The organism is Halalkalibacter nanhaiisediminis (assembly GCF_007830185.1).
GTDB lineage: Bacteria > Bacillota > Bacilli > Bacillales > Bacillaceae_D > Halalkalibacter > Halalkalibacter nanhaiisediminis.
The window spans coordinates 60,962-84,133 of record NZ_VLKZ01000001.1 but is presented as its reverse complement, the minus strand read 5'-3'; the positions used below and the strand labels follow the sequence as shown (position 1 = coordinate 84,133).

The window sequence follows — 23,172 nt, the reverse complement described above, 5'->3', positions numbered from 1 at the left end:
TTCTACGCTCCTTCTAATCTTGCCAATATATCCGCGAGTGTGTTTTTTAATACAAACAGGCGATAGTCAGCAGATCCTTCTACATCATCTAAAATCGGACTTGGCACGTGCAAAATAGCTTGATTGATTTTTTCCTCATTCGATAACTCACCTTGGTTTAAAAAGACTTCCATTTCCTTAGACCTAAATGGATACGGACATAGGCCGCTTATGGCTACCCTTATTTCCTCATCGACCATTAACGAAGCAACGGTAATGAGTGGATATCCGACATCCCACTGTTTACGCCTTTTAATGCTAACAAATGGAGCTTCGAGATATTTCTGTTCAACTTGTAATTGAATAAGACATTCTTCATTTTTTAGCTGTAACCACTCATGAAATAGCTCATTGATCGGGACCGTTCTCGTTCCTTTTACATCAGCGACCACAATCTGACTATCAGCTAACAAAAAAGGCAAAATAGCTTCCCTGTAAAATAGATTCCCGCAAATATTACCACCGAGTGTTATTTTTGAACGAGAGGTATGATCTGCGACCTCGCTAGCTGTTTGCTTGAGTAAAGGAAATTGATTTGTTTCCTCTATTTCTGTTAACGATAAAGCAGATCCGATATGTAGAAATCCTGAGTTAAAATACTGTTGACGACACTCAGGAATCCCTTTTATATCAATAACAGCGTCTGTATATAATAGATTTAATCGTCCTAGCGTAATAATTTCCGTTCCACCTGAGTAATACACGGGCTGCTTGCCTTCCCTTTTTAGCGAGCTAAATAGAGTTACTGCTTCTTCCATTGTTTTCGGTTTATAGTAGTCAAAATCAAATGGAATCACCTTTCTCTCCCCTCCTTTGACCTCCATATTAGCTCAGGCACAAGAGGTAATTGATTCAGTGGAACGCCAGCCGCTAGAGATAGGCTGTTTCCAAGAGCAGCAGGCATTCCTAAAATGCCATGCTCTCCTAAACCACGAGAGCCATACGGTGCATCTAGCTGCGGTGTCTCGACAAAGTCAACTACATACTCAGGTTGTTCCCCGTAATGTATTGGTCGATATGTTCGTAATTGAGGATTTTGCACTCTTCCAAGTTCATCGAATTGAAACGATTCACGCCCACCAAAAGCCAATCCCATGCTCATGGCACCTGTAATTTGACCTCTGGCTGCTTTTTCATTTAACACTTTCCCAGCATCGATAACGGAAGTTGCTTTCACGATCCTATACGTGTAATCTCTTCGATCAAACTCCACTTCTACAACTTGAGCACCTACCGTCCACTCTGGGCCTGGCTTGCCGGCACCCGTCTCCTTATCTAGTGTCGTCAAATGCCGTAAAATATAATGTCCTCGCCCAATAATTTGGCCACCTATCGCATTACCATTTGGATACGTATAACCGTAAGCAATCTCTTCAAAGCCAAGACCAATGTTTGGATCATCCTTTAAAAACACGCGACTATTTGCCACAATTAAATCATCAGGTGATACTCTTAATACACAGGATGCAATGTCTTTAAGCTGACGGATCACATCATCTGCTGCCCTCAATACAGCTCTTCCTGCCATAAATGTTCCCCTGCTTGCAACAGTCTTCCAATGCTCTGGTGTCGATTGTGTATCGACCTTCATTTTCACATAAATTTTATCAACATCCATTTTTAAATGTTCAGCTAAAATTTGCGCTAAAATCGTCTTTGTACCTGTCCCGATCTCAACAACTCCTGACATGAGATTAATTGATCCATCCTCATTAAAAGTCAGAATAACACCTGAGCTTGCGTCTGTATCAATCGTTGATGTTTTCCATACGCAGCTCGCTCCCTTAACCCGAACAATCCGTTCATTTACTTCAATAACTTGGCCTTCGTTCCAGTTGCTCAATTCCTTTACTCTTTCAATACAGGCACGCAAATCACCGAGATTGCTTTTGTTTAATAGGACCTGTGTCGGAGTAGTTTGGCCTGGTAAAATCGCATTTTTATATCGTAACTCAAACGGATCGATATTCAGTTTTTGTGCTAATAGATCCATTGTTCTTTCAATCGCAAACAACAGCTCTGCATGGCTATATCCACGGTAAGGAGAGGCATAGGGATGATTTGTATACATACATAAAGAGTCACACCATAGGTTTTCAATATGATAGGGACCTGTGCAATCAACGGCTGCTGCTCGACTCAAACTAGCCCCTTTATCAGCATAGGCACCACTATCAAATAAATAGGTGATTTTTGCAGCCTTAAGCATGCCATCCTTGGTACAGCCAAGCTTCACTTTTGCATCTAGCCCAATATGACAGGGAGACGTGATCATATCCTCCTCTCTCATATTCATGATCTTCACTTTCTTCCCCCTGACAGCTTTGGAAGCAAGGTAAGCAATCATTTCTAGCTGCACAGCTGCCTTACCACCATACCCTCCTCCAACTAAAGGTGTTTTTACTATCACTTTTCCCACGTCAATATTAAAGTACATACTCATTAATCGCTTAATCATAAAAGGAGCCTGAGAGGAGGACCAAATGACAATATTTCCATGTGGATGGATTTCGGCAATTACACATCTTGTTTCCATAGCGGCATGATCTGATGGAGTAAACGAGAAGCTTTCTTCCACTGACACTTCACTCTCACGCCAGCCTTTCTCGATATTGCCTTTACGAATTTTATAGTGACTTGCAATATTCGTTCCTGGAACGGGGTAACTACTTTTTGACCTTTGATATTCACCTAAACGTTCGTGAACAAGAGGAGCATCTGGCTTTATTGCTTGAGTGGGCGAATGGACAACAGGAAGGAGCTCATAGTCGATTTTGATGAGATCTGCAGCCCTTTTTGCCAATACTGGTTGATCAGCAACAACAACGGCAACCACCTCACCGTGGTACCTCACTTTATCAAAAGCAATCGGTGGTCGATCGCGGATCTCTTCTCCAGTTAGCGGATTGTTTTTCCCTAAAAGAATCGCACGTACACCTGGAACCTCACGAGCTTCTTTTGTTTGAATGGACTTAATTTTTGCATGGGCATACGGACTAGTAATCATTTTGGCATGTAGCATATCCGGTGATTGATAATCAGCCGTATATTCAGCTACCCCTGTCACCTTATCCAGAGCTTCTTTACGGATTACACTTTTTCCAATTATCTTCACCAAAGCCCCTCCTGACTATTTATTAGCAATCATCATGAGTGCCACGAACAATATTTATAGCGTTTTATATTTAGAGGTTCAAAATATTCTCAGCCTATCGTTGTCGTATTGATTATATTCACTTATATTCACCATACTTCTACATCTAGAACAGATGCCTATATCAAAAAAGGACTAAATTTTTTGGCCCTATTGTTCAGTAATGCCTTTCATTTTTCTCAGGTCGAAACGACATTACGACTTAACTCAACTGACCTACTAACTACCTCACCGTTTTACAGAGAAAAAAGAAAAAAGCGTACCAACTTATAGTGGATACGCTTTTGCCTGCACTTTATCAAATTATTGAGCTTTTTTCATTTGTTTACTTCTTAATTGCCCACAAGCGGCATCAATATCTGTGCCATGTTCAATACGAATTCCACAGTTAATGCCATTCTTCTTTAAGACATCATAGAACGCCAGTATTGATTCTTCTTCACTTCGTTGATATTGACTATGTTCATCGACAGGATTATATGGAATCAAATTAACATACGCGCGCGTATCACCAATCAGCTCAGCAAGCTGTTTTGCATGTTCAATCTGATCGTTTACATCCTTCAAAAGAATATATTCCAATGTAATTCTCCGGTTCGACTTTTCCACATAGTAATGAATTGCTGGCATTAATTTTTCTAATGGAATCGCACGATTTATTTTCATGATACGTGTTCTAAGTTCATTATTTGGTGCATGCAGAGAAATCGCTAGGTTAACCTGCAATTTTAAATCAGTAAATTTATAAATTTTATCGGCAAGTCCACTCGTTGATACCGTAATATGTCTTGGAGCAATTGCCAATCCTTTTTGATCTTTAACCACTTCTAAGAAATTCACCATGTTTTCGAAGTTATCAAACGGCTCGCCAATTCCCATCACAACAATATGACTGACTTTCTCGTCTTGTCCTGCTTTATCGAGATGGAGCTGCACATTCATAATCTGCTCAACAATCTCACCACTTGATAGGTCACGGCTTTTCTTTATTAATCCACTGGCACAAAAACTACAACCAATGTTACAGCCTACTTGCGTGGTCACACAAACCGATAACCCATATTTATGCCTCATTAAAACCGTTTCGATCAAATTTCCATCCATTAACTTAAACAAAAACTTAATCGTTCCGTCCGCTGATTCTTGCTTTACATGCTCAGATAATGTTTGGATGACATAATGATCCGCTAGTAATTGAACACACTCTTTATTCACATCAATCATCTCAGAGAAGTCCGTTACTCGCTTCTGATATAGCCAATCCCAGACCTTTTCAGCACGCCCTTTTTTATGTCCATGCTCGAGTAGCCATGACGATAGCTGCTCGAATGTTAAACCATAAATCGATTCTTTCATCTTTCGTTACCCTCCTTTCTACATTTTAAAATTTACTCCCATTCTACCGAAAGAAGCCCAAACAAGCAATTCTCTTTCACTCGTTCGGACACTTCGGATTGTGTTTTGTGTATATAAAACTTACTAATTGAGATGGTTCACCTCATACATACTACCAAATGGTTGGCTTTCAAGCAAAATTGAAAGCATGGGAAAATGCCCATGCTTTTATTGATCACACCATTATTTTGCAAATGTCATTTGTGAACTCTACTGGATCTTGGATTGGCAGTCCTTCAATGAGAAGAGCTTGATTGTACAATAGCTTCGTATATAAATCTACTTTCTCTTTATCTTGTGCAAAGGCCTCTTTTAAGGAGTTGAATACATCATGATTGATATTAATTTCTAACACCTTATCAGCTTTGATATTTTGATTATCTGGCATCGCACTCAGTATCTTTTCCATTTCAATTGTCACATCACCATCAGTAGATAAGCATACTGGGTGAGATCTCAACCTTTTAGATACTCTAACATCCTTTACTTTGTCTGACAAAATGGTTTTCATATAATCAAAGAGCTCTTTATTCTCCTTCTCTTCTGACTCCGTGTTCTTTTGATCTTCTTCAGCTTCAATTCCTAAATCACCACTTGAAACAGACTTGAATTCTTTCTCTTTATAATTCATAAGCATTTTGATCGCGAACTCATCGATATCCTCAGTAAAGTATAAAATTTCGTAGCCTTTATCCGCTACCATTTCTGTTTGTGGTAATTTTTCAATTCGTTCATACGAATCACCTGATGCATAATAAATATATTTTTGGTCTTCAGGCATTCTTGATACATATTCATCTAATGTGACTAGCTTTTTCTCTTTAGAAGAATAGAACATCAATAAGTCCTGTAAGACTTCCTTATTCGCTCCGAAATCACCATACACGCCGTATTTTAACTGTCTACCAAAGGATTGATAAAATGCTTCATACTTTTGTCGATCATCCTTTAGTAAGCTTTGCAATTCGCTCTTTATTTTCTTGTTAATGTTTTTTGCAATTAACTTCAGCTGCTTGTCCTGCTGTAAAATCTCGCGCGAAATATTAAGTGACAAGTCTTCTGAGTCGACCATTCCTTTTACAAAGCTAAAATAGTCAGGAAGTAAGTCAGCGCATTTATCCATGATTAAGACACCATTAGAGTAGAGCTCTAACCCTTTTTCGAATTCCTTTGAATAGTAGTCAAAAGGGATGTTCTCAGGGATAAATAAAATGGCATTATATCTAACAGCACCATCGACATTAATGTGAATATGCTTTAGCGGCTTGTCAAAACCGTAATGTTTTTCATTATAAAAGTTCTCGTAATCTTCAGCCGTAAGCTCACTTTTATTCTTACGCCAAATTGGAACCATGCTATTGATTACTTGTTCTTCTTTTACATCTTCATATTCACTTTCGCTGCCTTCTTTACGTTTCCTCTCTGTCACATCCATTTTAATTGGGTAGCGGATGAAATCAGAGTATTTCTTAATAATGGCTTTTAAGCGATACTCTTCTAAATACTCATCATATGTCTCATCTTCTGTGTTCTCTTTGATTTTCAAAATAATCTCTGTACCGACTTCTTCTTTTTCGTATGGCTCAATCGTATAGCCATCTGTACCCTCAGATTCCCACTTATACGCAGTATCTTCACCTAATGCCTTGGACATCACTGTCACCGAGTCTGCCACCATAAAAGCAGAATAAAAACCAACGCCAAATTGACCAATGATATCATGGCCATCCTTTGATTCATTTTCCTTTTTAAATGCTAAAGAACCACTCTTAGCAATCGTACCAAGATTCTGTTCAAGCTCTTCCTTTGTCATCCCAATCCCAGTATCAGAGATTTTCAATGCTCTATTTTCCTTATCAGCAACCACTTTTATATAATAATGATCTTTGTCGAAGCTTAACGTTTCATCTGTTAAAGCCTTGTAATAAATTTTATCAATTGCATCACTTGCATTCGAAATTAACTCTCTTAAGAAAATTTCTTTTTGCAAGTAAATCGAGTTAATCATCATTTCTAATAATCGTTTAGATTCTGCTTTAAATTGCATTTTTTCCATTAAAGATTCCCCTTTCATACGTTTAATCTTCATTAGAATGGCTGTCATACTCTTTTTTAGATGATTAGCACTCTATACATCCGAGTGCTAATCACTATTTAATTATCATATACTGCTGTCTGTGTCAACATGTTGTTTATAGAGGGACGGCCAAACCATTATCTAAGTAAAACAACTGTATAATGGTAAATAATCAGATTATTTACAACAGTATTCATTATAGCAGAAGCTTTAATGGAACATTTAAAATTCTAATTTCTATTTTTCTTTCGGAATACGATACAATAAATAAGAAGAAAATGTTTGCAGAATTTGCGGGTGATGACAAGAATCCAAAAAAGGGGAGCTTTCCATGTTGGAATTATTGATTACAATGGTGGAACGGATTGGTATCATTGTAACGATTGCCTTTATTTTAACGAGATTTAAATTTTTTAGGGACATGGTGTATCAGGACCAGCTTAATCACCAACAGCAATTGAAAGCCATTGTCTTCTTTGGTTTTTTCGGTATTATTGGTACGTATACTGGTTTGAGTCTTAATATAGAAAGCCTAGAATTTGATCGTTGGACAGCCGACCTTGCAACGGATGAGGCGATTGTCAATTCGCGGGTAATCGGTGTCGTACTCGGTGGTCTTCTTGGTGGCTATAAAGTCGGAATTGGTGCTGGACTAATCGCTGGTTTTCATCGTTTTTCGCTAGGTGGATTTACTGCTATTTCCTGTGGATTAGCTGCCATTATAGCAGGTGTGCTTTCTGGATGGTTTCATAGAAGAAAAGGGCGTGTAAAACTGCAGTCTGCTTTACTAATTGGCGTATTAGCGGAAACGATTCAAATGCTTGTCATTTTACTTATTTCCCGTCCGTTTGAAAAAGCTTGGGCATTAGTCGAAATCATTGGATTACCAATGATTTTAGCTAACGGCATTGGCTGTGCTCTCTTCCTTTTAATTATTAAAAGTGTGATCAATGAAGAGGAAAAGGCTGGTGCAATGCAGGCGCAGAAAACACTGCGCATTGCAGGCCAGACCCTGGCCTACCTAAGGAATGGACTCACTGCTCATTCCGCTAAAGAGGTCTGTCATATTATCCATCATGAAATTCCAACAAGTGCCGTCGCAATAACAAGCACGACAGAAATTCTCGCTCATGTCGGACTTGGCTCTGACCATCATCGCCCTGAAAGCCCCATTCAAACCCAAATTACGATGGACGCTATTAAGAAAGGGGAAATCCTTGTTGCCAATCAGCGAGCGATTCATTGTCGAATAGAGGGATGTCCTCTCGGTGCCTCAGTTATAGCCCCGTTAAAACAGCGCGGGAAAACAATTGGTACGTTAAAATTTTATTTCCGCTCTGAAAAAGAGATTACCGACGTCGTTATGGAGCTAATTTCTGGACTCAGTTCAATGATGAGCAATCAGCTTGAAATTGCTGATGCTGACAAGGCGCATCAACTGGCAAAAGAAGCAGAAATCAAAGCTCTTCAAGCACAAATTAGCCCGCATTTTTTGTTTAATACATTAAATACAATTGTTTCACTTATTCGTATTAATCCTGCAAAAGCCCGGAAGCTTCTTATATCATTGTCACATTATTTACGGCAGAATCTAACCGTAACCACACATAGCATGACCATACTGGAGCAGGAATTAAAGCATGTGAAAGCTTATTTATCAATCGAAGAGGCGAGATTTGTTAATAAATTAGAAGTTGCATATGATATTGACGAGGGTGCTCTCCTGCAAAACATTCCTCCCCTTACCTTGCAGCCACTCGTTGAAAATGCGATTAAACATGGCTTTAAAGATAAAGAAAATAATTGCATAATAAATATTATTGTTAAAAAGAAAAATAACTCAACTTATATACTTGTGGCTGACAATGGGCATGGAATAAGCAAGGAACGAATCAAACAAATCGGTAAACCCCTGGTCCATTCAGAGAGCGGAACAGGCCTCGCTATGTATAATGTTAACCGCAGACTGACAATGATGTTCGGAGATGATGCAGCGTTAAAAATAAAAAGTGAACCTAATAAAGGCACAGAAATTGCCTTCACCATCCCATGCGTAGAGGAAGCGAAAACATGGAAACACCCATCAAAACCTTAATTGTCGATGATGAATTATATAGCCGAGATGAGCTAAAACATCTATTAACTTCTTTTCCATCAATCCTAATCGCTGGAGAAGCAGAGTCTGGAGAAGCAGCTATTATGAAAGCCCTTCAGCTCCAGCCCGACGTTGTTTTTTTAGATGTTGAGATGCCGCGAATGAATGGGATGGAAGCAGCCAAAGCTTTAATGGAACTTAAAAAAGCACCTCTAGTGGTCTTCACGACAGCCTATCCCCAATTTGCCGTTGAGGCATTCCGTTACGATGCGGTTGATTATTTACTTAAACCATATGATGAAGATCAACTGAAGGAAACCATTGAACGGATTGAAAGAAAGTTTAACAGCTCTAAGGAAAAAGACACAGAGAAACCTACGGGGAAGCTTGCTGTTGAAGCGGAAGGAGAAATTTATTATTTTGAACCAAAGAATATTCTTTACATATTCAGAGATGATAAGCTGACTAGGGTTATTACAAAATCGAAGGAGTTTACAACCAAAACACCTCTTAAGGATTTAGAAAGCAAACTCAATACATTTAATTTTTTTCGGACTCATAAAAGTTATTTGGTTAACTTGGAATATGTTACTCGTCTAACTCCCTGGTTTAACGGTGCTTATCACCTACAAATTAAAGGACGAGATGAAATGTTGTCCGTTAGTCGAAATTATGTAAAGGCCTTAAGAATGAAATTGGAGATTTAGATGATTCATTGCATCTTAATCTCTTTTTTTTACATGATAACCTGACTTTTCGACTTGTTAATCTCAATTCTCCCCTCTATAACCCCATGTCTATTATACTCATTTTGTAAGCGCATTCATATCGAGGGGGAGAGACATATGTACACATTTCTAGCTGGTATCATCCTTTTAATCATAGGTTATTTCACATATGGCAAGTTCGTTGAAAAAGTTTTTGGCGTAAAGGAGGAACGTGCTACTCCTGCTTACGTCAACAGTGATGGCGTTGACTATGTACCGATGAGCACACCTAAGAATTCATTAATTCAGTTATTAAATATTGCTGGTACAGGTCCTGTTTTCGGTCCTATTATGGGAGCGCTTTACGGACCAGTTGCCTTTATCTGGATTGTAATTGGTTGTATTTTTGCTGGTGCTGTCCACGATTATTTAACTGGAATGATTTCTATTCGCAACCGTGGTGCTCATTTACCTGAGCTTGCAAGTAAGTTTTTAGGAAAAGTGATGAAACATGTTGTTAATGCCTTTGCTATCCTTCTTCTTTTATTAGTAGGTACCGTATTTGTTTCAACTCCAGCAAGTCTGCTTCATGTCTTAATGGATGGTCAAATTGCATTAGGTATTATCATTGCTGTTATTTTTCTTTATTACATCTTAGCTACGCTATTACCAGTTGATAAAATTATCGGACGTCTATATCCATATTTTGGTGCAGTACTGGTGATTAGTGCTCTTGGTGTCGGTATCGGATTAATCGTTAACGGTGCACCGATCCCTGAACTTTCTTTATCGAATTTCCATCCTGATAATGCACCAATTTTACCATTGCTATTTTTCACGATCACTTGTGGGGCCCTTTCAGGATTCCATGCTACACAAACACCAATCATTTCTCGTACAACTCAAAATGAAAAACAAGGCCGCAAAATTTTCTACGGTATGATGATTGCAGAAGGAATTATTGCAATGATCTGGGCAGCTGCGGCAATGAGCTTATTCGATGGCTATAGTGGCTTAGGTGAAATGCTAGCAGCAGGTGGTCCTGGTGCGGTTGTTAGTGAAGTATCGGTATTGATGCTTGGTGCAGTAGGAGGTACGATTGCCGTACTTGGTGTCGTTGTCTTACCAATCACTTCTGGAGATACGGCTTTTAGAAGTGCACGTATGATTATTGCTGAATACCTTAATATTGCCCAAAAGAAATTTTCAAGCCGCTTATGGATCGCACTTCCACTATTTGCGATTTCCGTTGTGCTAACACAAATTGACTTTAACCTGTTATGGAGATATTTCAGCTGGGCGAACCAAGCGACAGCAGTGATAGCCTTGTTTGTCGGCGCCATGTATTTATACATTGCCAAGAAAAACTACTGGATCTCACTTATACCAGGAACGTTCATGTTAGTCATGGTGATTACGTATATTTTAAATGCACCAATCGGATTTGGTTTACCGATGAACATTGCCTGGATTGGTGGTATAATCGGCGCTACAATACTTGTTGTGTTATTCTTTAATGCCGCTAAAAAAGCACGAGCAAACAATCTTCCGCTTGAAGAAGATATTTCCGATTGGAACAGAGTTGCCTAATGGGGTACTGCAGTCCAGAATACCTAAAGGTTGTCAATGAGCAGGAAGAAAAGGTCAACCAAAATGACAATCATACTCTTTCACTTTTGATCAAAATAATTATTATTTTGATCAAAATCGGAGCCATTTCTGTTGCATTCCTCATGTAGATTTAAGTGCACGCAGTCGCGTGCACTTTTATTTTGCCTTATGGTACGTTACATCTTACTAATTCACTCTGTTTCATGATGCCCTTTATTAAGGCAGCATGATTTGTCCAAAGTAAAACATAAGCAGAAAGAGCTGTTTCTAATTTCTATCAAGTACCGCAAAAGGTTCGATAAGGAATTGTAGACTCAGGTACTGCGGAATATTCATCCTGTTCCACGGAATGTGCATAAGGGTTTGAAAGAACATTCAAAAGCCGTTCCATCACGCTATAGTCTCCTTGTTCCACTGCAGCATTGAGTGCTTCTTCCACCCGATGATTTCGCGGGATTAGCGCAGGATTACTATTTTGCATCAAATCATGCGAGGAAGCTTTCGATTCCTGCTGTCTACTAAGTCTCTCCTGCCACAGCTTGTGCCATTGTTTAAATTCTTCGGTGCCAAACAGAACTGCATCGTCTAACTGATCAAAAGTTAATGCGCGGAAGGTATTCGTATAATCAGCATTATACTCCTCCATCATATTGAGAAGATCATGAATAAGAGCGTCATCCTGTTGTTCTTCGTTAAAAATCCCCAGTTTTGCTCTCATTCCTGCAAGCCAATGACGGTTAAACAAATCTGGAAAACCTGAAAGCTCATTCTGGGCCAGTTCAACCGCCTTCTCTTGATCTTCATGAAACAACGGCAATAAGGCTTCAGCCAATCGTGCAAGATTCCATCCAGCAATGTTCGGCTGATTACCATAAGCATAGCGGCCTTGAATATCAATCGAGCTAAATACCGTTGCTGGGTCATAACGATCCATAAAGGCGCAAGGGCCATAATCGATCGTTTCTCCGCTTATCGTCATGTTGTCGGTATTCATCACCCCATGAATAAAGCCTACCAGTTGCCATTTAGCAATAAGCTCAGCCTGACGCTTAATCACTTCTTGAAGTAGTGAAAGATAGCGATTCTCGTCAGCTTCAATGTCTGGAAAATGACGATTTAGCGCATAGTCGGCTAGAATCCGCAGTTGCTCTACTGTGCCCCAGTTTGCAGCGTATTGAAAGGTGCCGACACGCAAATGACTGGCAGCCACACGAGTTAGAATGGCCCCAGGTAGCTCCGTTTCACGAATGATTGACTCTCCAGTTGTCACCACTGCTAAACTACGGGTGGTAGGGATACCAAGCGCATACATAGCCTCACTAATGATGTATTCGCGCAGCATCGGTCCAAGTGCAGCTCGCCCATCGCCTCCACGAGAATAAGGCGTTCTACCTGAACCCTTAAGTTGAATATCGACTTTTTTCTCTTTGGACGTGATCTGCTCGCCTAGCAGCACAGCCCGTCCGTCCCCTAACATATTAAAATGTCCAAATTGATGCCCAGCGTAAGCTTGCGCAAGAGGGGAAGCATCTTCTGGAATATGGTTCCCAGCAAAAACCTCCACTCCCTCTTCGCTTTGCATCTCCTCGACGTGCAGCCCAAGGGATGTTGCCAACTTTTCATTGAGAATGACAAGCTTCGGTGAGAGTACAGGAGTTGGGTTGATGAAGGAAAAAAATGATCTCGGTAGACGTGCATAACTGTTGTCTAAGTTCCATCCTGTTTCTTTACTCTTTGTCATAGTTTCTCCTTTTCTTCTTTTGGCTTTTTCTATATTCGTTTATTCTCTTATATGAAACAAACATCATAAGCATTTTATAATATGTCCTGTTTTTATACTAACACAATGCAGCTCTTTTCTAATGTCTGCTTCTTCCATCTTATTATACCGTTTCTTAGCATTGATAGCGTCTTTTAAGTAAGGTTGATTATTTGTTACTAAGCAGAATTCAATGAAAACATCAGTATGCAGATAGATTTTTCTCTTTGTTCTGTCCATAGATTAGAATTGAAGCAGTTACCTTTAAGAGGTACCCGCTTCTTCTCTTAATCAATCTTTGTGATTTGGTTACCCCTACTTATGAGAAGGTTCACCGTAGTCTCTCTAGCGATGAATTTTGAAAAAAGAACCTTCAATCTAAAGATAGATCAAAGGTTCTATGTTTTATTTTCAATAATTTCCCGTTATTTACTTGATTCTTTATGTACCTATTTGTTTTATCGCTGTTTTTTCACTGTCTTGATCTTAAACTCAATTGTCCAATGATGAAAAGCGTTGCATCATCTTTTCATTAACTACCCTTGTTTCTACATCTAAAGAATTAACTAAAAGCCAGTTCTTTTTCACTTAGACCAAGCGTCTGCTCTGTTAAAGTAAAAATTTCTTGGAAAAGCTCTGGGTTTTCCGTTAGTGACACGCCATAAGAAGGAATCATTTCTTTTATTTTCGGTTCCCACTCTTTCAAATGTTGTGGGAAGCATTTTTCCAATACTTCAAGCATAACGTGAACGGCAGTAGAAGCACCTGGAGAAGCACCGAGCAATGCAGCTACCGAGCCATCAGCCGCACTGATAACTTCCGTACCAAATTGAAGTGTTCCTCTACCAGCCTCAGTATCTTTAATAACTTGTACACGTTGACCCGCTACCACTGTTTCCCAATCCTCGCTTTTAACGTTTGGAATAAACTCGCGTAATTCTTCAATGCGTTTTTCATGCGATAACATAACTTGCTGGATCAAGTATTGTGTCAAGGCCATCTCTTTTACGCCTGCAGCTAGCATTGTCAAGAGATTATTCGGTTTTATAGAACTGATCAAATCAAAATTTGAACCCGTTTTTAAGAACTTTGGTGAGAAGCCAGCAAATGGTCCAAACAGCAAAGTTTTTTTGTTGTCGATATATCTTGTATCAAGATGCGGAACAGACATTGGAGGAGCACCAACCTTAGCTTTACCGTACACTTTTGCATGATGCTGCTTGATAATCTCTGGATTGTTACATGCCAAAAATAGTCCGCTTACTGGGAATCCCCCAATATGCTTCGACTCAGGGATACCCGTTTTTTGTAGTAAATGCAAACTTCCTCCCCCACTGCCGATAAAGACGAATTTTGCCGTATGGTTTTCGATCTTACCATTATCGATATCATGCACTTTCACTTCCCACGAGCCGTCACTAGTACGTTTAATATCCTTAACACTATGCTTGTAGTTCATCTCAACATTTTTACTCTTTAAGTGGTCAAACAACATTCGTGTTAAAGCACCAAAGTTGACATCGGTTCCTGAATCGATTTTTGTCGCAGCTATCGGTTCATTCGATGTACGGCCCTCCATAATAAGCGGAACCCATTCCTTCAGTTTTTCAGGGGTATCGGAATACTCCATCTCTTGAAACAGAGGATTGTTTGAAAGCGCTTCAAATCGTTTTTTTAAAAATGATACATTGTTTTCCCCTTGCACTAAACTTATATGAGGTATTGGCATGATAAAGTCTTGTGGATTACGAATCAAATTGCTATTTACAAGATAAGACCAAAACTGTCTTGAAAGCTGAAACTGTTCATTAATTTTTATAGCTTTGCTAACATCTATAGATCCGTCACCATTTTCGGATGTATAGTTAAGCTCACAAAGTGCAGCATGGCCCGTACCCGCATTATTCCATTCGTTCGAGCTTTCTTCACCTGCATTTGCGAGTTTCTCAAACACTTTGATTTCCCATTCTGGTGCTAACTCTTTCAGTAATGATCCCAAAGTCGCACTCATGACTCCAGCACCAATTAAGATAACGTCTGTTTTTTTCTGCATGTTGCTCATTAAAACCCTCCTTATCCCAAATATTCGCAAAAAGAGTAGGCGCTCGAGCTTATGTCTTACAAAAAACAAGGCGCCAGCTAGGAACATACCTTACTGTCTCAATTATAACCTATCATAGCTATTATAACTTTTTATAGATTAAAATATCTACTATAATTCTGATAATTGTAAACCACTTAAGGTCAAAAAAATTTGGGAAATCCATTCACAAGGCCCTTGAAATATAAAAAAACAAGGCCTTAACTTAACTTAGCTTGTTGCAAAGGGTTAAGACCTTATTTTGTCGTTACTTGTGGTGTGGTTCGCAGTGACGAATATAGATGAGATGTTGGTATGTTTACAAATCTAAAACGCCATTTTCCTGTAGTCTACATATTAGGTTTTACTGATTTCCTTTTAATAGTAATCTCAGGGATATTGCAAGCAGGTATTTATAGATGTATTGTAGTGGTAAAAGAAGTATTAATTAAAGACTCTTTTATCGTATAGAATAAACCTCTTCTATACGATAGTGATTTTTTGCTAATCTCACTATACTAAAGCATGAGGTGTTTTTTCGTTTTTTCCGATACAAAGGCTGAGGTAATAATTCTAGATATAAGGATGTGGTTAACCTGCGTATTAATAAATATATTAGCGACTCTGGAAAAACATCTAGGCGCGGAGCAGATAAACTAATTAATGATGGAAGAGTAACGATTAACGGTTCCATTGCAAAAATAGGTAGCCAAGTTAAACCTGGGGATGATGTACGAGTTAATGGAGATCCTATTAGTGTCGTAAGAAACAATGTTTATATTGCCTTAAATAAACCCGTTGGCATTACTAGCACAACGGAAAAACATGTAAAAGGAAATATTATTGATTTAGTGAATCACCCACTGAGGATTTATAATATTGGGCGACTGGATAAAGATTCAGAAGGTTTAATCCTCCTTACGAACGATGGAGATATTGTCAACGAGATTTTGCGTGCCGAAAATAAGCATGAAAAAGAATACATCGTTTCAGTAGATAAACCAATCACACCTTCGTTCTTGAAGCAGATGGCAGAAGGAGTAAAAATTCTAAATACAAAAACGCTACCATGTGAAGTGATCCAGCTATCAAAGTACGTTTTTCAAATCACTTTGACCCAAGGTTTAAATCGTCAAATTCGTCGCATGTGTGAAGCACTTGGATACGACGTTTATAGACTTCAACGAATTCGAATCATGAATATTCATTTGAACAATCTACCAGTTGGACAATGGAGAGACTTAACAAAGAAAGAACGCAATCGACTATTCGCAGATCTAAACTACGAACCAAAGGAATGGTAATAACGTGAAAGATAAGCTAAAACATGAAAGGCCGTTTTGGCTTATCTTTATTTTTTCACTCTCAACCATATAAAACCAGGAAGAAAATTCGGTCTGGAAAAATCTAAACCTCATTTATTTGTGACACGGTTCACCGTAACACATCTAAATGAGGTTCTTTTGTTTACCTTAATGATTTTCTAGAACCCCATTTGTCTAAGTTAAGTCCTCGCTTGACAGGCTTCTAGAGTTCTATGTATAGCCTAGTTTGCTAGAGTAATTAGTTCTACATTGAATAAATTGCCCAAAGAGTAAAAAAACACTACAGACAAATTACAAAATTATCCAATAAATATTATACAAACATTAATATTGATAGCATTTCCCCTTAATGCACCTGAGATTTCATGTATAATGTTTGTACATTTAATTATACAAATCATTGACAATAAAATATTTCCGATTAATAATCAAATAGAAATTGAATATTTTAATATAATTTAGGAATGGGAGTGACAGTGTGTTTTTAGCCTGGCAGGAAATTAAAAAAAACAAACTCCGTTTCACCTTGATTACTGGGATTTTAATGCTGATTTCTTTTCTTGTATTTTTTCTTTCTGGACTTGCAACAGGTCTCGCTGATCTAAATAGGGAAGCGGTTGATAAATGGGAAGCATCTGCTATTATCCTTACCGAGGAATCCGATAAAAGCTTGTACCAATCATTCATGTCGACCGATCTGCTAAAAGATGTTGAAGCTGAAAAAACAGCTGTACTTGGTCAGCTAAATGCTATTGCTACCAACGGCGACAACAAGGAAAATATATCTCTCTTTGGGATTAACAAAGAAGAATTTCTAATGCCAAATGTGACAGAGGGAAAAGCTTTTGAAAAAGCAAATGAAGTTGTGGCTAACGATTCACTGAAAGACGAAGGATTCGATTTAGGTGATACATTATCCTTATCCTCCAGTGACCAACAGTTAACAATTGTTGGGTTTACAGAACAAGCTCGATTTAATGCTGCACCTGTTCTATATGCCAGCCTCGAAACTTTCCATTTAGTCAAATTTGGTGAAGTAGCCGATCAGAAAAAGGATCAAATTAATGGGATTGTTGTTCAAGATGATTCGATTTCAAATCTCACTCAAAATGAGGAGCTGAAGGCCATTGAAATAGAATCATTCATCGAAAGTCTACCTGGCTATACGGAACAAAAACTTACCTTGAACTTCATGATTTACTTCCTTTTTGGTATTTCATCGATCATTGTAGCCATTTTCTTATATGTGTTGACGGTGCAGAAGATCAGTATGTTCGGGGTTATGAAGGCGCAAGGGATTTCCAGCTCTTATCTATCTAGGTCTGTTGTGGCGCAAACCTTTATTTTATCGTTCATAGGAACAGTGATAGGATTTGCCTTAACACTTATTTCAGGAGCTATTTTACCGGCAGCTATTCCTGTTTCATTTGATCTGACCTCGATGATGCTCTATGGAACCATCCTAATAATTGTGGCAATGGTTGGTGCTGTTTTCTCAGTCTTGACGATTGTTCGAATTGATCCACTGAAAGCGATAGGAGGATAAAATGATGGCAGTGTTAGAATTACATCAAGTAAAGAAGAGTTATGGTAGCGGTCATACGAAAGTGGACGCCTTAAAGGAAACCAATTTTCTTGCCGACCGAGGTGAGCTGATTGCCATCATTGGTCCGTCGGGGTCTGGAAAAAGTACCTTTCTCACGATTGTCGGGGGACTATTATCCCCAACCTCAGGTGATGTCATCATCAATGGACAAACTCTGACGGATTTGAATGAAAAAATGCGCTCACAAATCCGACTCAAAGAAATTGGATTCGTGTTACAAGCGTCGAACCTAGTTCCCTTCCTCACCGTGGCCAATCAATTAAAACTATTGGACAAAGTGAAAAAGGGAAATATATCGAAAAGCGAGCGAAATCAACTAAACGAGGACTTAGGTATTGCTGACTTACTCATGAAATATCCCTCCGACTTATCTGGCGGGCAACGTCAGCGTGTAGCGATCGCTAAGGCTCTGTATAGCAACCCTTCCATTATTTTGGCTGATGAGCCCACAGCCTCCCTTGACTCGGATCGTGCCTATGAAGTGATGGAGCTATTGCAAAAAGTAACGAAGCAGAAAAAAACAACAACTATTGTCGTGACTAACGATATTCGGCTCGTGGACTATTGTGACAAAGTTTACAAAATGACAGATGGTGTCCTTTTAGCATTAGAGAAACAGGATGAGAAGGAAATCGATCATATACCTCAATAAGAGGAGATAAGAATATCATTTATTGAAACATACCGACACTCGTTGTTTCCCTTTTCCTTCTCGACCAACTTAATTCGGAACTAAAAGGTAGCTCTGGCCTGTGCATAGAGCTACCTTTGTTCATGCTTAATCATTACAATTTACCAATAAACAAACGTCCATCAGCATACTAATTTAAAAAACGATAGGAGTTGATGGCTTGAGTACTTTTAATTCAGAAAAACTATCTGTGGAATACATGGAAGGTATTGCTGCTAGGAAACCAGTTATGCCAAGGCGTTACACACTAACCCACTCTGATTTAACGGGAGAACTCTTTTTAACCATCGGAATCAATTATGCTTGGGGAAAAATTAATTCTTTAAGAGATGAAATTTTTGGTGGATGAAAAAAATATGGAAGTTCTTTATATTTTTATGTTTGTGTATACAGATCAAGGACAATATCCCTCGTCTGTTTCAGCAAAACGGACTGAAATATTTAGACGTGAATTACCACTTGCATGAACAGCTATAAGATATGGCGATAGGTTTCTTTTCAACACATTCCCTCATTTAGATCAAGCTCCTATCATTATTCACTTTATGTCCGCTTCCCCAGTTTGCAAGACAGGAGAATTGGGGGACCTTTCAAAAGATTAGAACCTAAATATAATCTCTTTCCTAAAGCAAGCAATTAATGAAAAAGAAGCAGCCTTACAGAACGTCACAATTATTGTGAGTTCAACAGAAGAAAACATGGCGCCAAGATGTTGTCCTAACTCCAACGGCAAGTGCGCCATTTCCTTGCACTTCTTTATAAATGTAGAAAGGTAAGCCTTGTTTATTTGCATACCTTTCTACATTATCCTAATGGTATATAATTTTTGCAGGCTCATTTTTGATTTTGAATTTAAAATTCTTATCAAAAAAACTCATTTACTTATGATACGGTTCACCGTGATGTATCTAAGTGCGGTTTTAAAAAACAAAGTGAGACAAGCATAAAAAGCTTGTCTCATTGAGGACAGTGGATGCAAAATCCGTTTCCTGCATCATTGTTATTATTTATTCCTCTACCGCAATCAGGACAAGTAGTATATACGTCCGTTTCAATAACATCATCTTCGTCTTTTACAAATTGGTCGTCATCACTTCCCCAAATATAATGCTCTTTATCGAGTATGAAATGAGTTATTGTAACAACATCCGGTGTGTTTTCTTTGAAATTCTTAATAAAAGTTAATTCGTTATCTTCTAGTTTTCTTTTTAATTCGACACTTAATGTTAGTTCAGTATATATACCACCATAAGATATTACACTTGAATTGTAAGATGCTGTTGGATATTCGCACTCAGCAGTAACTTTTAAAGAGTAAATAACTTCATTCTCATCAACTCTTATACCATTATTATTAACTGAAATGGTTTCAATCACTGGATGAGATATATCGGATAATGTTTGAATATATTTACGTTCGTATCCATTTGCCTTTTTAAGTGTTTTTTTAAAGATTTCATTTACATCAACTGACTTGAGTTTTTTTTCTACCATTTTTTCAAATAAATCTTGTGGTAACCTTTTGATTAAATTATTTGTGCGTAATTCTAGTAACAGGTCTCTGTCAGAATTGTCTGAGAAATCTGATATTTCTTCGATAAAATCTTCAAACGGTATTATGATTATTTGCTTTTCTGTATGAAGTTGATTAAATTCAGAAAGTAATTCTTCACGAGGATTCATCACTTCATTTTTATTATTCTTTTGAAACCAGTCTGGCTTTACATCACTTGTAACAAGAATAATATACTTATTTTCAATGTTTGATGATTTATTTAATATCTGTTTCCAAAAAATTAAATCACCAAATTTATCTATTCCATCTTTTGTTGCATCTTCGTATCCTGGAGGTAGTTTATATTTATACCTTAATTCTCCTTCCTTCAAGACCTCCAGAAGCTCAATAAAGTTTAACTCTTCACCAACCTTCTCACTGTTCATGAGGGAGCTTAAGAAACTATCCACCTCTTCGATGAAATCCTTATATACCCCTGTTTCTTCTGATATCTCGGTTTTATAACCTTTTACTATTGTATCCATTTCGGAAAACTTAGCTTCTAATTTTCTTTTTAATTCAGTAAATCCAGAGAAACGTTTCTTTTCATATTCAGAAAGCTGAACTAAAAGTTCATCTCTTTTAGTTTCTACGTGTTTACTTAACTTTTTATCTAAATTCTTATAAAGATTAACGCTTCTTACATTTTCTTGGTTGTTGTTAAATTCCTTTTTTACTTGAGCAGGAATCCATAGATTATCTTCATATTTTTGTATATGATTTAAAATCCGTTTACTATTTACAAGTGAATACCTGTAGACGTTCAATAATGCACTAGTATCAAAAACTATTGTGGCATCATCTATAACGTCAACTATGTTTGAGTACCATTTGCTAGTCATAAAATCCCCCCTAAATTCTACAATACTGTTTTAGAGCTTTTTCATAGCATAGTTAAGTTGAATATCTTCATCAATATTTATACCAATCCTGATGATTGTAGCCCCATTTAACTCGAGCTCTTCAACAAACTCAATATCTAAAGTATGGTTTAAGAAATTATTTATCTCATCTTCCTCTTCTAATATTACTATATTTTGATAGTCAGGTAGTAAGAAGTCGATTAACTTTTCTCCATTACTCAGATATTCGTATAGACTGTAAAACTCATCGCTCAGGTAGTCCAAAAATTCATCTGAAATATCACCTGCAAGGTTATTAAGCTCTTTCAAACGTTGAATCCTTTTCATCAACGATAACTCCTTGAAGGACTCTGTGTAAGTTCTGATACTAAACAAGCTACAATTCCAACGAAAGTTCCCATTAAAAAGTATTGCATTACTATTCCCCCTTTATTTTTCAAAATTAGTGTTCTTCTTCACATAAACGTAAATAGATACTCCAAATGCCACGCCTGCTTTGAATAGGTCAATTGGTGTCATGAACTCACCTCCCTTGCCGTAAAATTAAACACGAAAAAAGAGACGAAAACTCTTACAGAGCAAACCTCTCTGACGTGTAAACATAGTTGATTGCGTTACCTTTTCGACTGCCAGTTCTTTACACAAAGCTAATCGGCTTAATAAGTTCTCCATCTTTCAAAAGACCAATACCGATATCCTTCAATCCTTGCTTATCCTGTAACAAGTACACAACGTTCGATGCACCACCATCATAGAAGAATACCCAACATGTTACTTCTGGTCTATTTTCATCTGGAATAGTAGCCTTTACCGCTTCGTTGCTTATATCATCCACTGAAAGAGTTCTAACGTCTGCTTTCCAGTCCTTCCAAGCTAAATTTGGGTGATGCCCTCCATGTAATTCCTGAATACATTAATAATGCTCATAGGTTATTTGCTCCTTTTCGTAGGTCGATTAAAATAGAAAAAGGGGGAGAGAACTCATCCGTAATAGATGAATCCTCTCCCCCTTTCAAGGTGAAGTGATTTGCAGCTTCTTTATTGAGTTGTATTTGTATCGTATCAATCTTTCGGTCCTCATTGATGGTGATTTGACGGATAAGCAGGTACATCAGTCTTTTTCTTTGCTCTCTCGTCAATGATTCTTGGTATGCACTTTTGAAATTTTGCATGACTTGTTTGACCATTGAAAAGTTTATGAGTTACGTACCACCTTGCCCCATCTGCAATTCAATTGGAGAAAGTCTCTCTTCGAGTCGTTCTTTTTCATCATTCAAAGTGGATAGCCGCTGCACAAGGTCTGCTTTTTGAATCAAATCATCTTCGTATAAACCAAGGACCTTTTCTTTCTTTTGCTGATTGGCTGTAACCGTCAAGTAGTTTTGAACACATATTGCTCTATAAGGACCTCATTTGTGGAGATGGTTGCTAACTTTTCAAGTACATGCTTGTCTGCATAGTCTGTTCTTACACCATTTGAGCGACAAAACGCTGTACCTTTGTTTTTCCATGCTCCACATACATAATAATCTAAAACTCTTTTTGTACCGTCTTTGAGCTTATTCGTTGTCCGTCCAATCACCATTCCTGCCCCACATGCAGGACACTTCATGATGCCAGTGAGAGGGAACTCACCATCATGTATGCGGTTGGGCTTACCGCTTCTACTCGCCATAATGTTTTTCGCTTTTTCTCACACTTCATTTGAAATGATGGCTTCGTGCTGCCCCTTTTCAATCACAGGGTGAGGGTTGATATTGTTTCTTCTTTTCTCATTCCAATCTCTACGGACATTGTAGCGTATGAATCCTGCATAGAGGGGATTACATAGAATCGTTCTCACACCATCTATTGAGAAGGCTTTATTCTTTTTTGTACGATGACCTTCATTGTTGAGTTTGTTTGCGATGGATTTGTATCCATTCCCTTCAACGTAAAGGTCAAATATCTTTCGAACCGTTTGAGCCTCTGTTGGATTAATTACAAGGGTAGAAAGCTTTCTCTTACGATTCTCTCCTGGAGCGCTTACGACATCATAACCAAGCACCTGACCGCCATTCCAGCAACCTTCCTTTGCTCGTGCCAACATCCCCATTTCTACGTTTTGAGCGATATTGTCTCGTTCAAATTCAGCAATGACGGCTAACATACGAAACTGCATTTTTCCATCATAAGTAACTTCTGTTTTTATCGTGCTTTTTGTTGTTCTCACTGT

The 23,172-nt window shown here is 38.2% G+C and carries 20 protein-coding genes; 8 read left to right on the top strand and 12 right to left on the bottom strand.

Going from position 1 to position 23,172, the window contains the following annotated elements; all coding sequences use genetic code 11:
- Nucleotides 1–2 precede the first annotated feature (2 nt).
- The 4 genes from IQ10_RS00410 to htpG form a co-directional block, all read right to left on the bottom strand.
- On the bottom strand, nt 3–836 hold the full coding sequence (locus IQ10_RS00410; RefSeq protein WP_144448505.1) for an FAD binding domain-containing protein: 834 nt from the start codon (nt 834–836) through the stop codon (nt 3–5).
- Nucleotides 833–3,154 carry a xanthine dehydrogenase family protein molybdopterin-binding subunit gene (locus IQ10_RS00405; RefSeq protein WP_144448504.1) on the bottom strand — a complete coding sequence of 774 codons (2,322 nt, stop codon included), beginning with the start codon at nt 3,152–3,154 and terminating at the stop codon, nt 833–835. The genes IQ10_RS00410 and IQ10_RS00405 overlap by 4 nt, the downstream gene beginning before the upstream one ends.
- Nucleotides 3,155–3,496: 342 nt before the next feature.
- Nucleotides 3,497–4,549: a dual-specificity RNA methyltransferase RlmN gene (rlmN, locus tag IQ10_RS00400; RefSeq protein WP_144448503.1), complete on the bottom strand. Its 1,053-nt coding sequence runs from the start codon at nt 4,547–4,549 to the stop codon at nt 3,497–3,499.
- 214 nt (nt 4,550–4,763) lie between these two features.
- Nucleotides 4,764–6,644, bottom strand: coding sequence for a molecular chaperone HtpG (gene htpG, locus IQ10_RS00395; RefSeq protein WP_144448502.1), 1,881 nt, complete (start codon nt 6,642–6,644; stop codon nt 4,764–4,766).
- A gap of 352 nt (nt 6,645–6,996) precedes the next feature.
- Between htpG and IQ10_RS00390 the strand changes: the two genes are divergently transcribed.
- The 3 genes from IQ10_RS00390 (at nt 6,997) to IQ10_RS00380 (ending at nt 11,057) form a co-directional block, all read left to right on the top strand.
- Entirely contained in the window at nt 6,997–8,760 is a 1,764-nt protein-coding gene (locus IQ10_RS00390; RefSeq protein ID WP_144448501.1) for a sensor histidine kinase, read from the top strand.
- A complete protein-coding gene (locus IQ10_RS00385) occupies nt 8,736–9,467 on the top strand; it encodes a LytR/AlgR family response regulator transcription factor (protein ID WP_144448500.1) in 732 nt (243 codons plus the stop codon). Before IQ10_RS00390 ends, IQ10_RS00385 begins: the two co-directional genes overlap by 25 nt.
- A gap of 138 nt (nt 9,468–9,605) precedes the next feature.
- Complete coding sequence (locus IQ10_RS00380) at nt 9,606–11,057, top strand: carbon starvation CstA family protein (RefSeq protein WP_144448499.1); 1,452 nt, start codon at nt 9,606–9,608, stop codon at nt 11,055–11,057.
- A gap of 298 nt (nt 11,058–11,355) precedes the next feature.
- Here IQ10_RS00380 and IQ10_RS00375 read toward each other — a convergent pair whose 3' ends face one another.
- Together IQ10_RS00375 and IQ10_RS00370 are read right to left on the bottom strand one after the other, a co-directional pair.
- Nucleotides 11,356–12,819, bottom strand: coding sequence for a protein adenylyltransferase SelO (locus tag IQ10_RS00375; protein WP_144448498.1), 1,464 nt, complete (start codon nt 12,817–12,819; stop codon nt 11,356–11,358).
- 580 nt (nt 12,820–13,399) lie between these two features.
- Entirely contained in the window at nt 13,400–14,986 is a 1,587-nt protein-coding gene (locus IQ10_RS00370; RefSeq protein ID WP_277877913.1) for a malate:quinone oxidoreductase, read from the bottom strand.
- Between the two features lie 518 nt (nt 14,987–15,504).
- On the opposite strand from IQ10_RS00370, the gene rluF reads away from it, so the two are divergent.
- From rluF to IQ10_RS18655, 5 genes are all read left to right on the top strand, one after another.
- Nucleotides 15,505–16,221: a 23S rRNA pseudouridine(2604) synthase RluF gene (gene rluF, locus IQ10_RS00365; protein WP_199757361.1), complete on the top strand. Its 717-nt coding sequence runs from the start codon at nt 15,505–15,507 to the stop codon at nt 16,219–16,221.
- Nucleotides 16,222–16,720: 499 nt separating this feature from the next.
- Complete coding sequence (locus tag IQ10_RS00360) at nt 16,721–17,788, top strand: ABC transporter permease (RefSeq protein ID WP_144448496.1); 1,068 nt, start codon at nt 16,721–16,723, stop codon at nt 17,786–17,788.
- Between the two features lie 4 nt (nt 17,789–17,792).
- Nucleotides 17,793–18,500: an ABC transporter ATP-binding protein gene (locus IQ10_RS00355; RefSeq protein ID WP_144448495.1), complete on the top strand. Its 708-nt coding sequence runs from the start codon at nt 17,793–17,795 to the stop codon at nt 18,498–18,500.
- 199 nt (nt 18,501–18,699) lie between these two features.
- The gene (locus IQ10_RS18480; protein WP_277877912.1) at nt 18,700–18,888 is read left to right on the top strand and encodes a staygreen family protein; all 189 of its coding nucleotides are present in this window, start codon (nt 18,700–18,702) and stop codon (nt 18,886–18,888) included.
- A 124-nt stretch (nt 18,889–19,012) separates the two neighbouring features.
- Nucleotides 19,013–19,141 carry a staygreen family protein gene (locus IQ10_RS18655; RefSeq protein ID WP_277877927.1) on the top strand — a complete coding sequence of 43 codons (129 nt, stop codon included), beginning with the start codon at nt 19,013–19,015 and terminating at the stop codon, nt 19,139–19,141.
- 355 nt (nt 19,142–19,496) lie between these two features.
- Here IQ10_RS18655 and IQ10_RS00345 read toward each other — a convergent pair whose 3' ends face one another.
- The 6 genes from IQ10_RS00345 to IQ10_RS18235 form a co-directional block, all read right to left on the bottom strand.
- Nucleotides 19,497–20,936: a PIN-like domain-containing protein gene (locus tag IQ10_RS00345; RefSeq protein ID WP_144448494.1), complete on the bottom strand. Its 1,440-nt coding sequence runs from the start codon at nt 20,934–20,936 to the stop codon at nt 19,497–19,499.
- Between the two features lie 30 nt (nt 20,937–20,966).
- Nucleotides 20,967–21,284: a hypothetical protein gene (locus IQ10_RS00340; RefSeq protein WP_144448493.1), complete on the bottom strand. Its 318-nt coding sequence runs from the start codon at nt 21,282–21,284 to the stop codon at nt 20,967–20,969.
- Nucleotides 21,285–21,594: 310 nt separating this feature from the next.
- Entirely contained in the window at nt 21,595–21,792 is a 198-nt protein-coding gene (locus IQ10_RS00335) for a hypothetical protein (protein ID WP_242009653.1), read from the bottom strand.
- 367 nt (nt 21,793–22,159) lie between these two features.
- Nucleotides 22,160–22,333: a hypothetical protein gene (locus IQ10_RS18245; RefSeq protein ID WP_242009652.1), complete on the bottom strand. Its 174-nt coding sequence runs from the start codon at nt 22,331–22,333 to the stop codon at nt 22,160–22,162.
- A complete protein-coding gene (locus IQ10_RS18240; protein ID WP_242009651.1) occupies nt 22,330–22,632 on the bottom strand; it encodes a recombinase zinc ribbon domain-containing protein in 303 nt (100 codons plus the stop codon). Before IQ10_RS18240 ends, IQ10_RS18245 begins: the two co-directional genes overlap by 4 nt.
- 18 nt (nt 22,633–22,650) lie before the next feature.
- Nucleotides 22,651–23,169, bottom strand: coding sequence for a recombinase family protein (locus tag IQ10_RS18235; RefSeq protein WP_242009650.1), 519 nt, complete (start codon nt 23,167–23,169; stop codon nt 22,651–22,653).
- Nucleotides 23,170–23,172: the final 3 nt, after the last annotated feature.

Bases quoted from the DNA above. Each gene is read 5' to 3' on its own strand.
- rlmN (WP_144448503.1), bottom strand. From the start codon at position 4,549: ATGAAAGAATCGATTTATGGTTTAACATTCGAGCAGCTATCGTCATGG.
- htpG (WP_144448502.1), bottom strand. From the start codon at position 6,644: ATGGAAAAAATGCAATTTAAAGCAGAATCTAAACGATTATTAGAAATG.
- IQ10_RS00390 (WP_144448501.1), top strand. From the start codon at position 6,997: ATGTTGGAATTATTGATTACAATGGTGGAACGGATTGGTATCATTGTA.
- IQ10_RS00385 (WP_144448500.1), top strand. From the start codon at position 8,736: ATGGAAACACCCATCAAAACCTTAATTGTCGATGATGAATTATATAGC.
- IQ10_RS00380 (WP_144448499.1), top strand. From the start codon at position 9,606: ATGTACACATTTCTAGCTGGTATCATCCTTTTAATCATAGGTTATTTC.
- IQ10_RS00375 (WP_144448498.1), bottom strand. From the start codon at position 12,819: ATGACAAAGAGTAAAGAAACAGGATGGAACTTAGACAACAGTTATGCA.
- IQ10_RS00370 (WP_277877913.1), bottom strand. From the start codon at position 14,986: ATGTTCCTAGCTGGCGCCTTGTTTTTTGTAAGACATAAGCTCGAGCGC.
- IQ10_RS00355 (WP_144448495.1), top strand. From the start codon at position 17,793: ATGGCAGTGTTAGAATTACATCAAGTAAAGAAGAGTTATGGTAGCGGT.
- IQ10_RS00345 (WP_144448494.1), bottom strand. From the start codon at position 20,936: ATGACTAGCAAATGGTACTCAAACATAGTTGACGTTATAGATGATGCC.
- IQ10_RS00340 (WP_144448493.1), bottom strand. From the start codon at position 21,284: ATGAAAAGGATTCAACGTTTGAAAGAGCTTAATAACCTTGCAGGTGAT.
- IQ10_RS18240 (WP_242009651.1), bottom strand. From the start codon at position 22,632: ATGGCGAGTAGAAGCGGTAAGCCCAACCGCATACATGATGGTGAGTTC.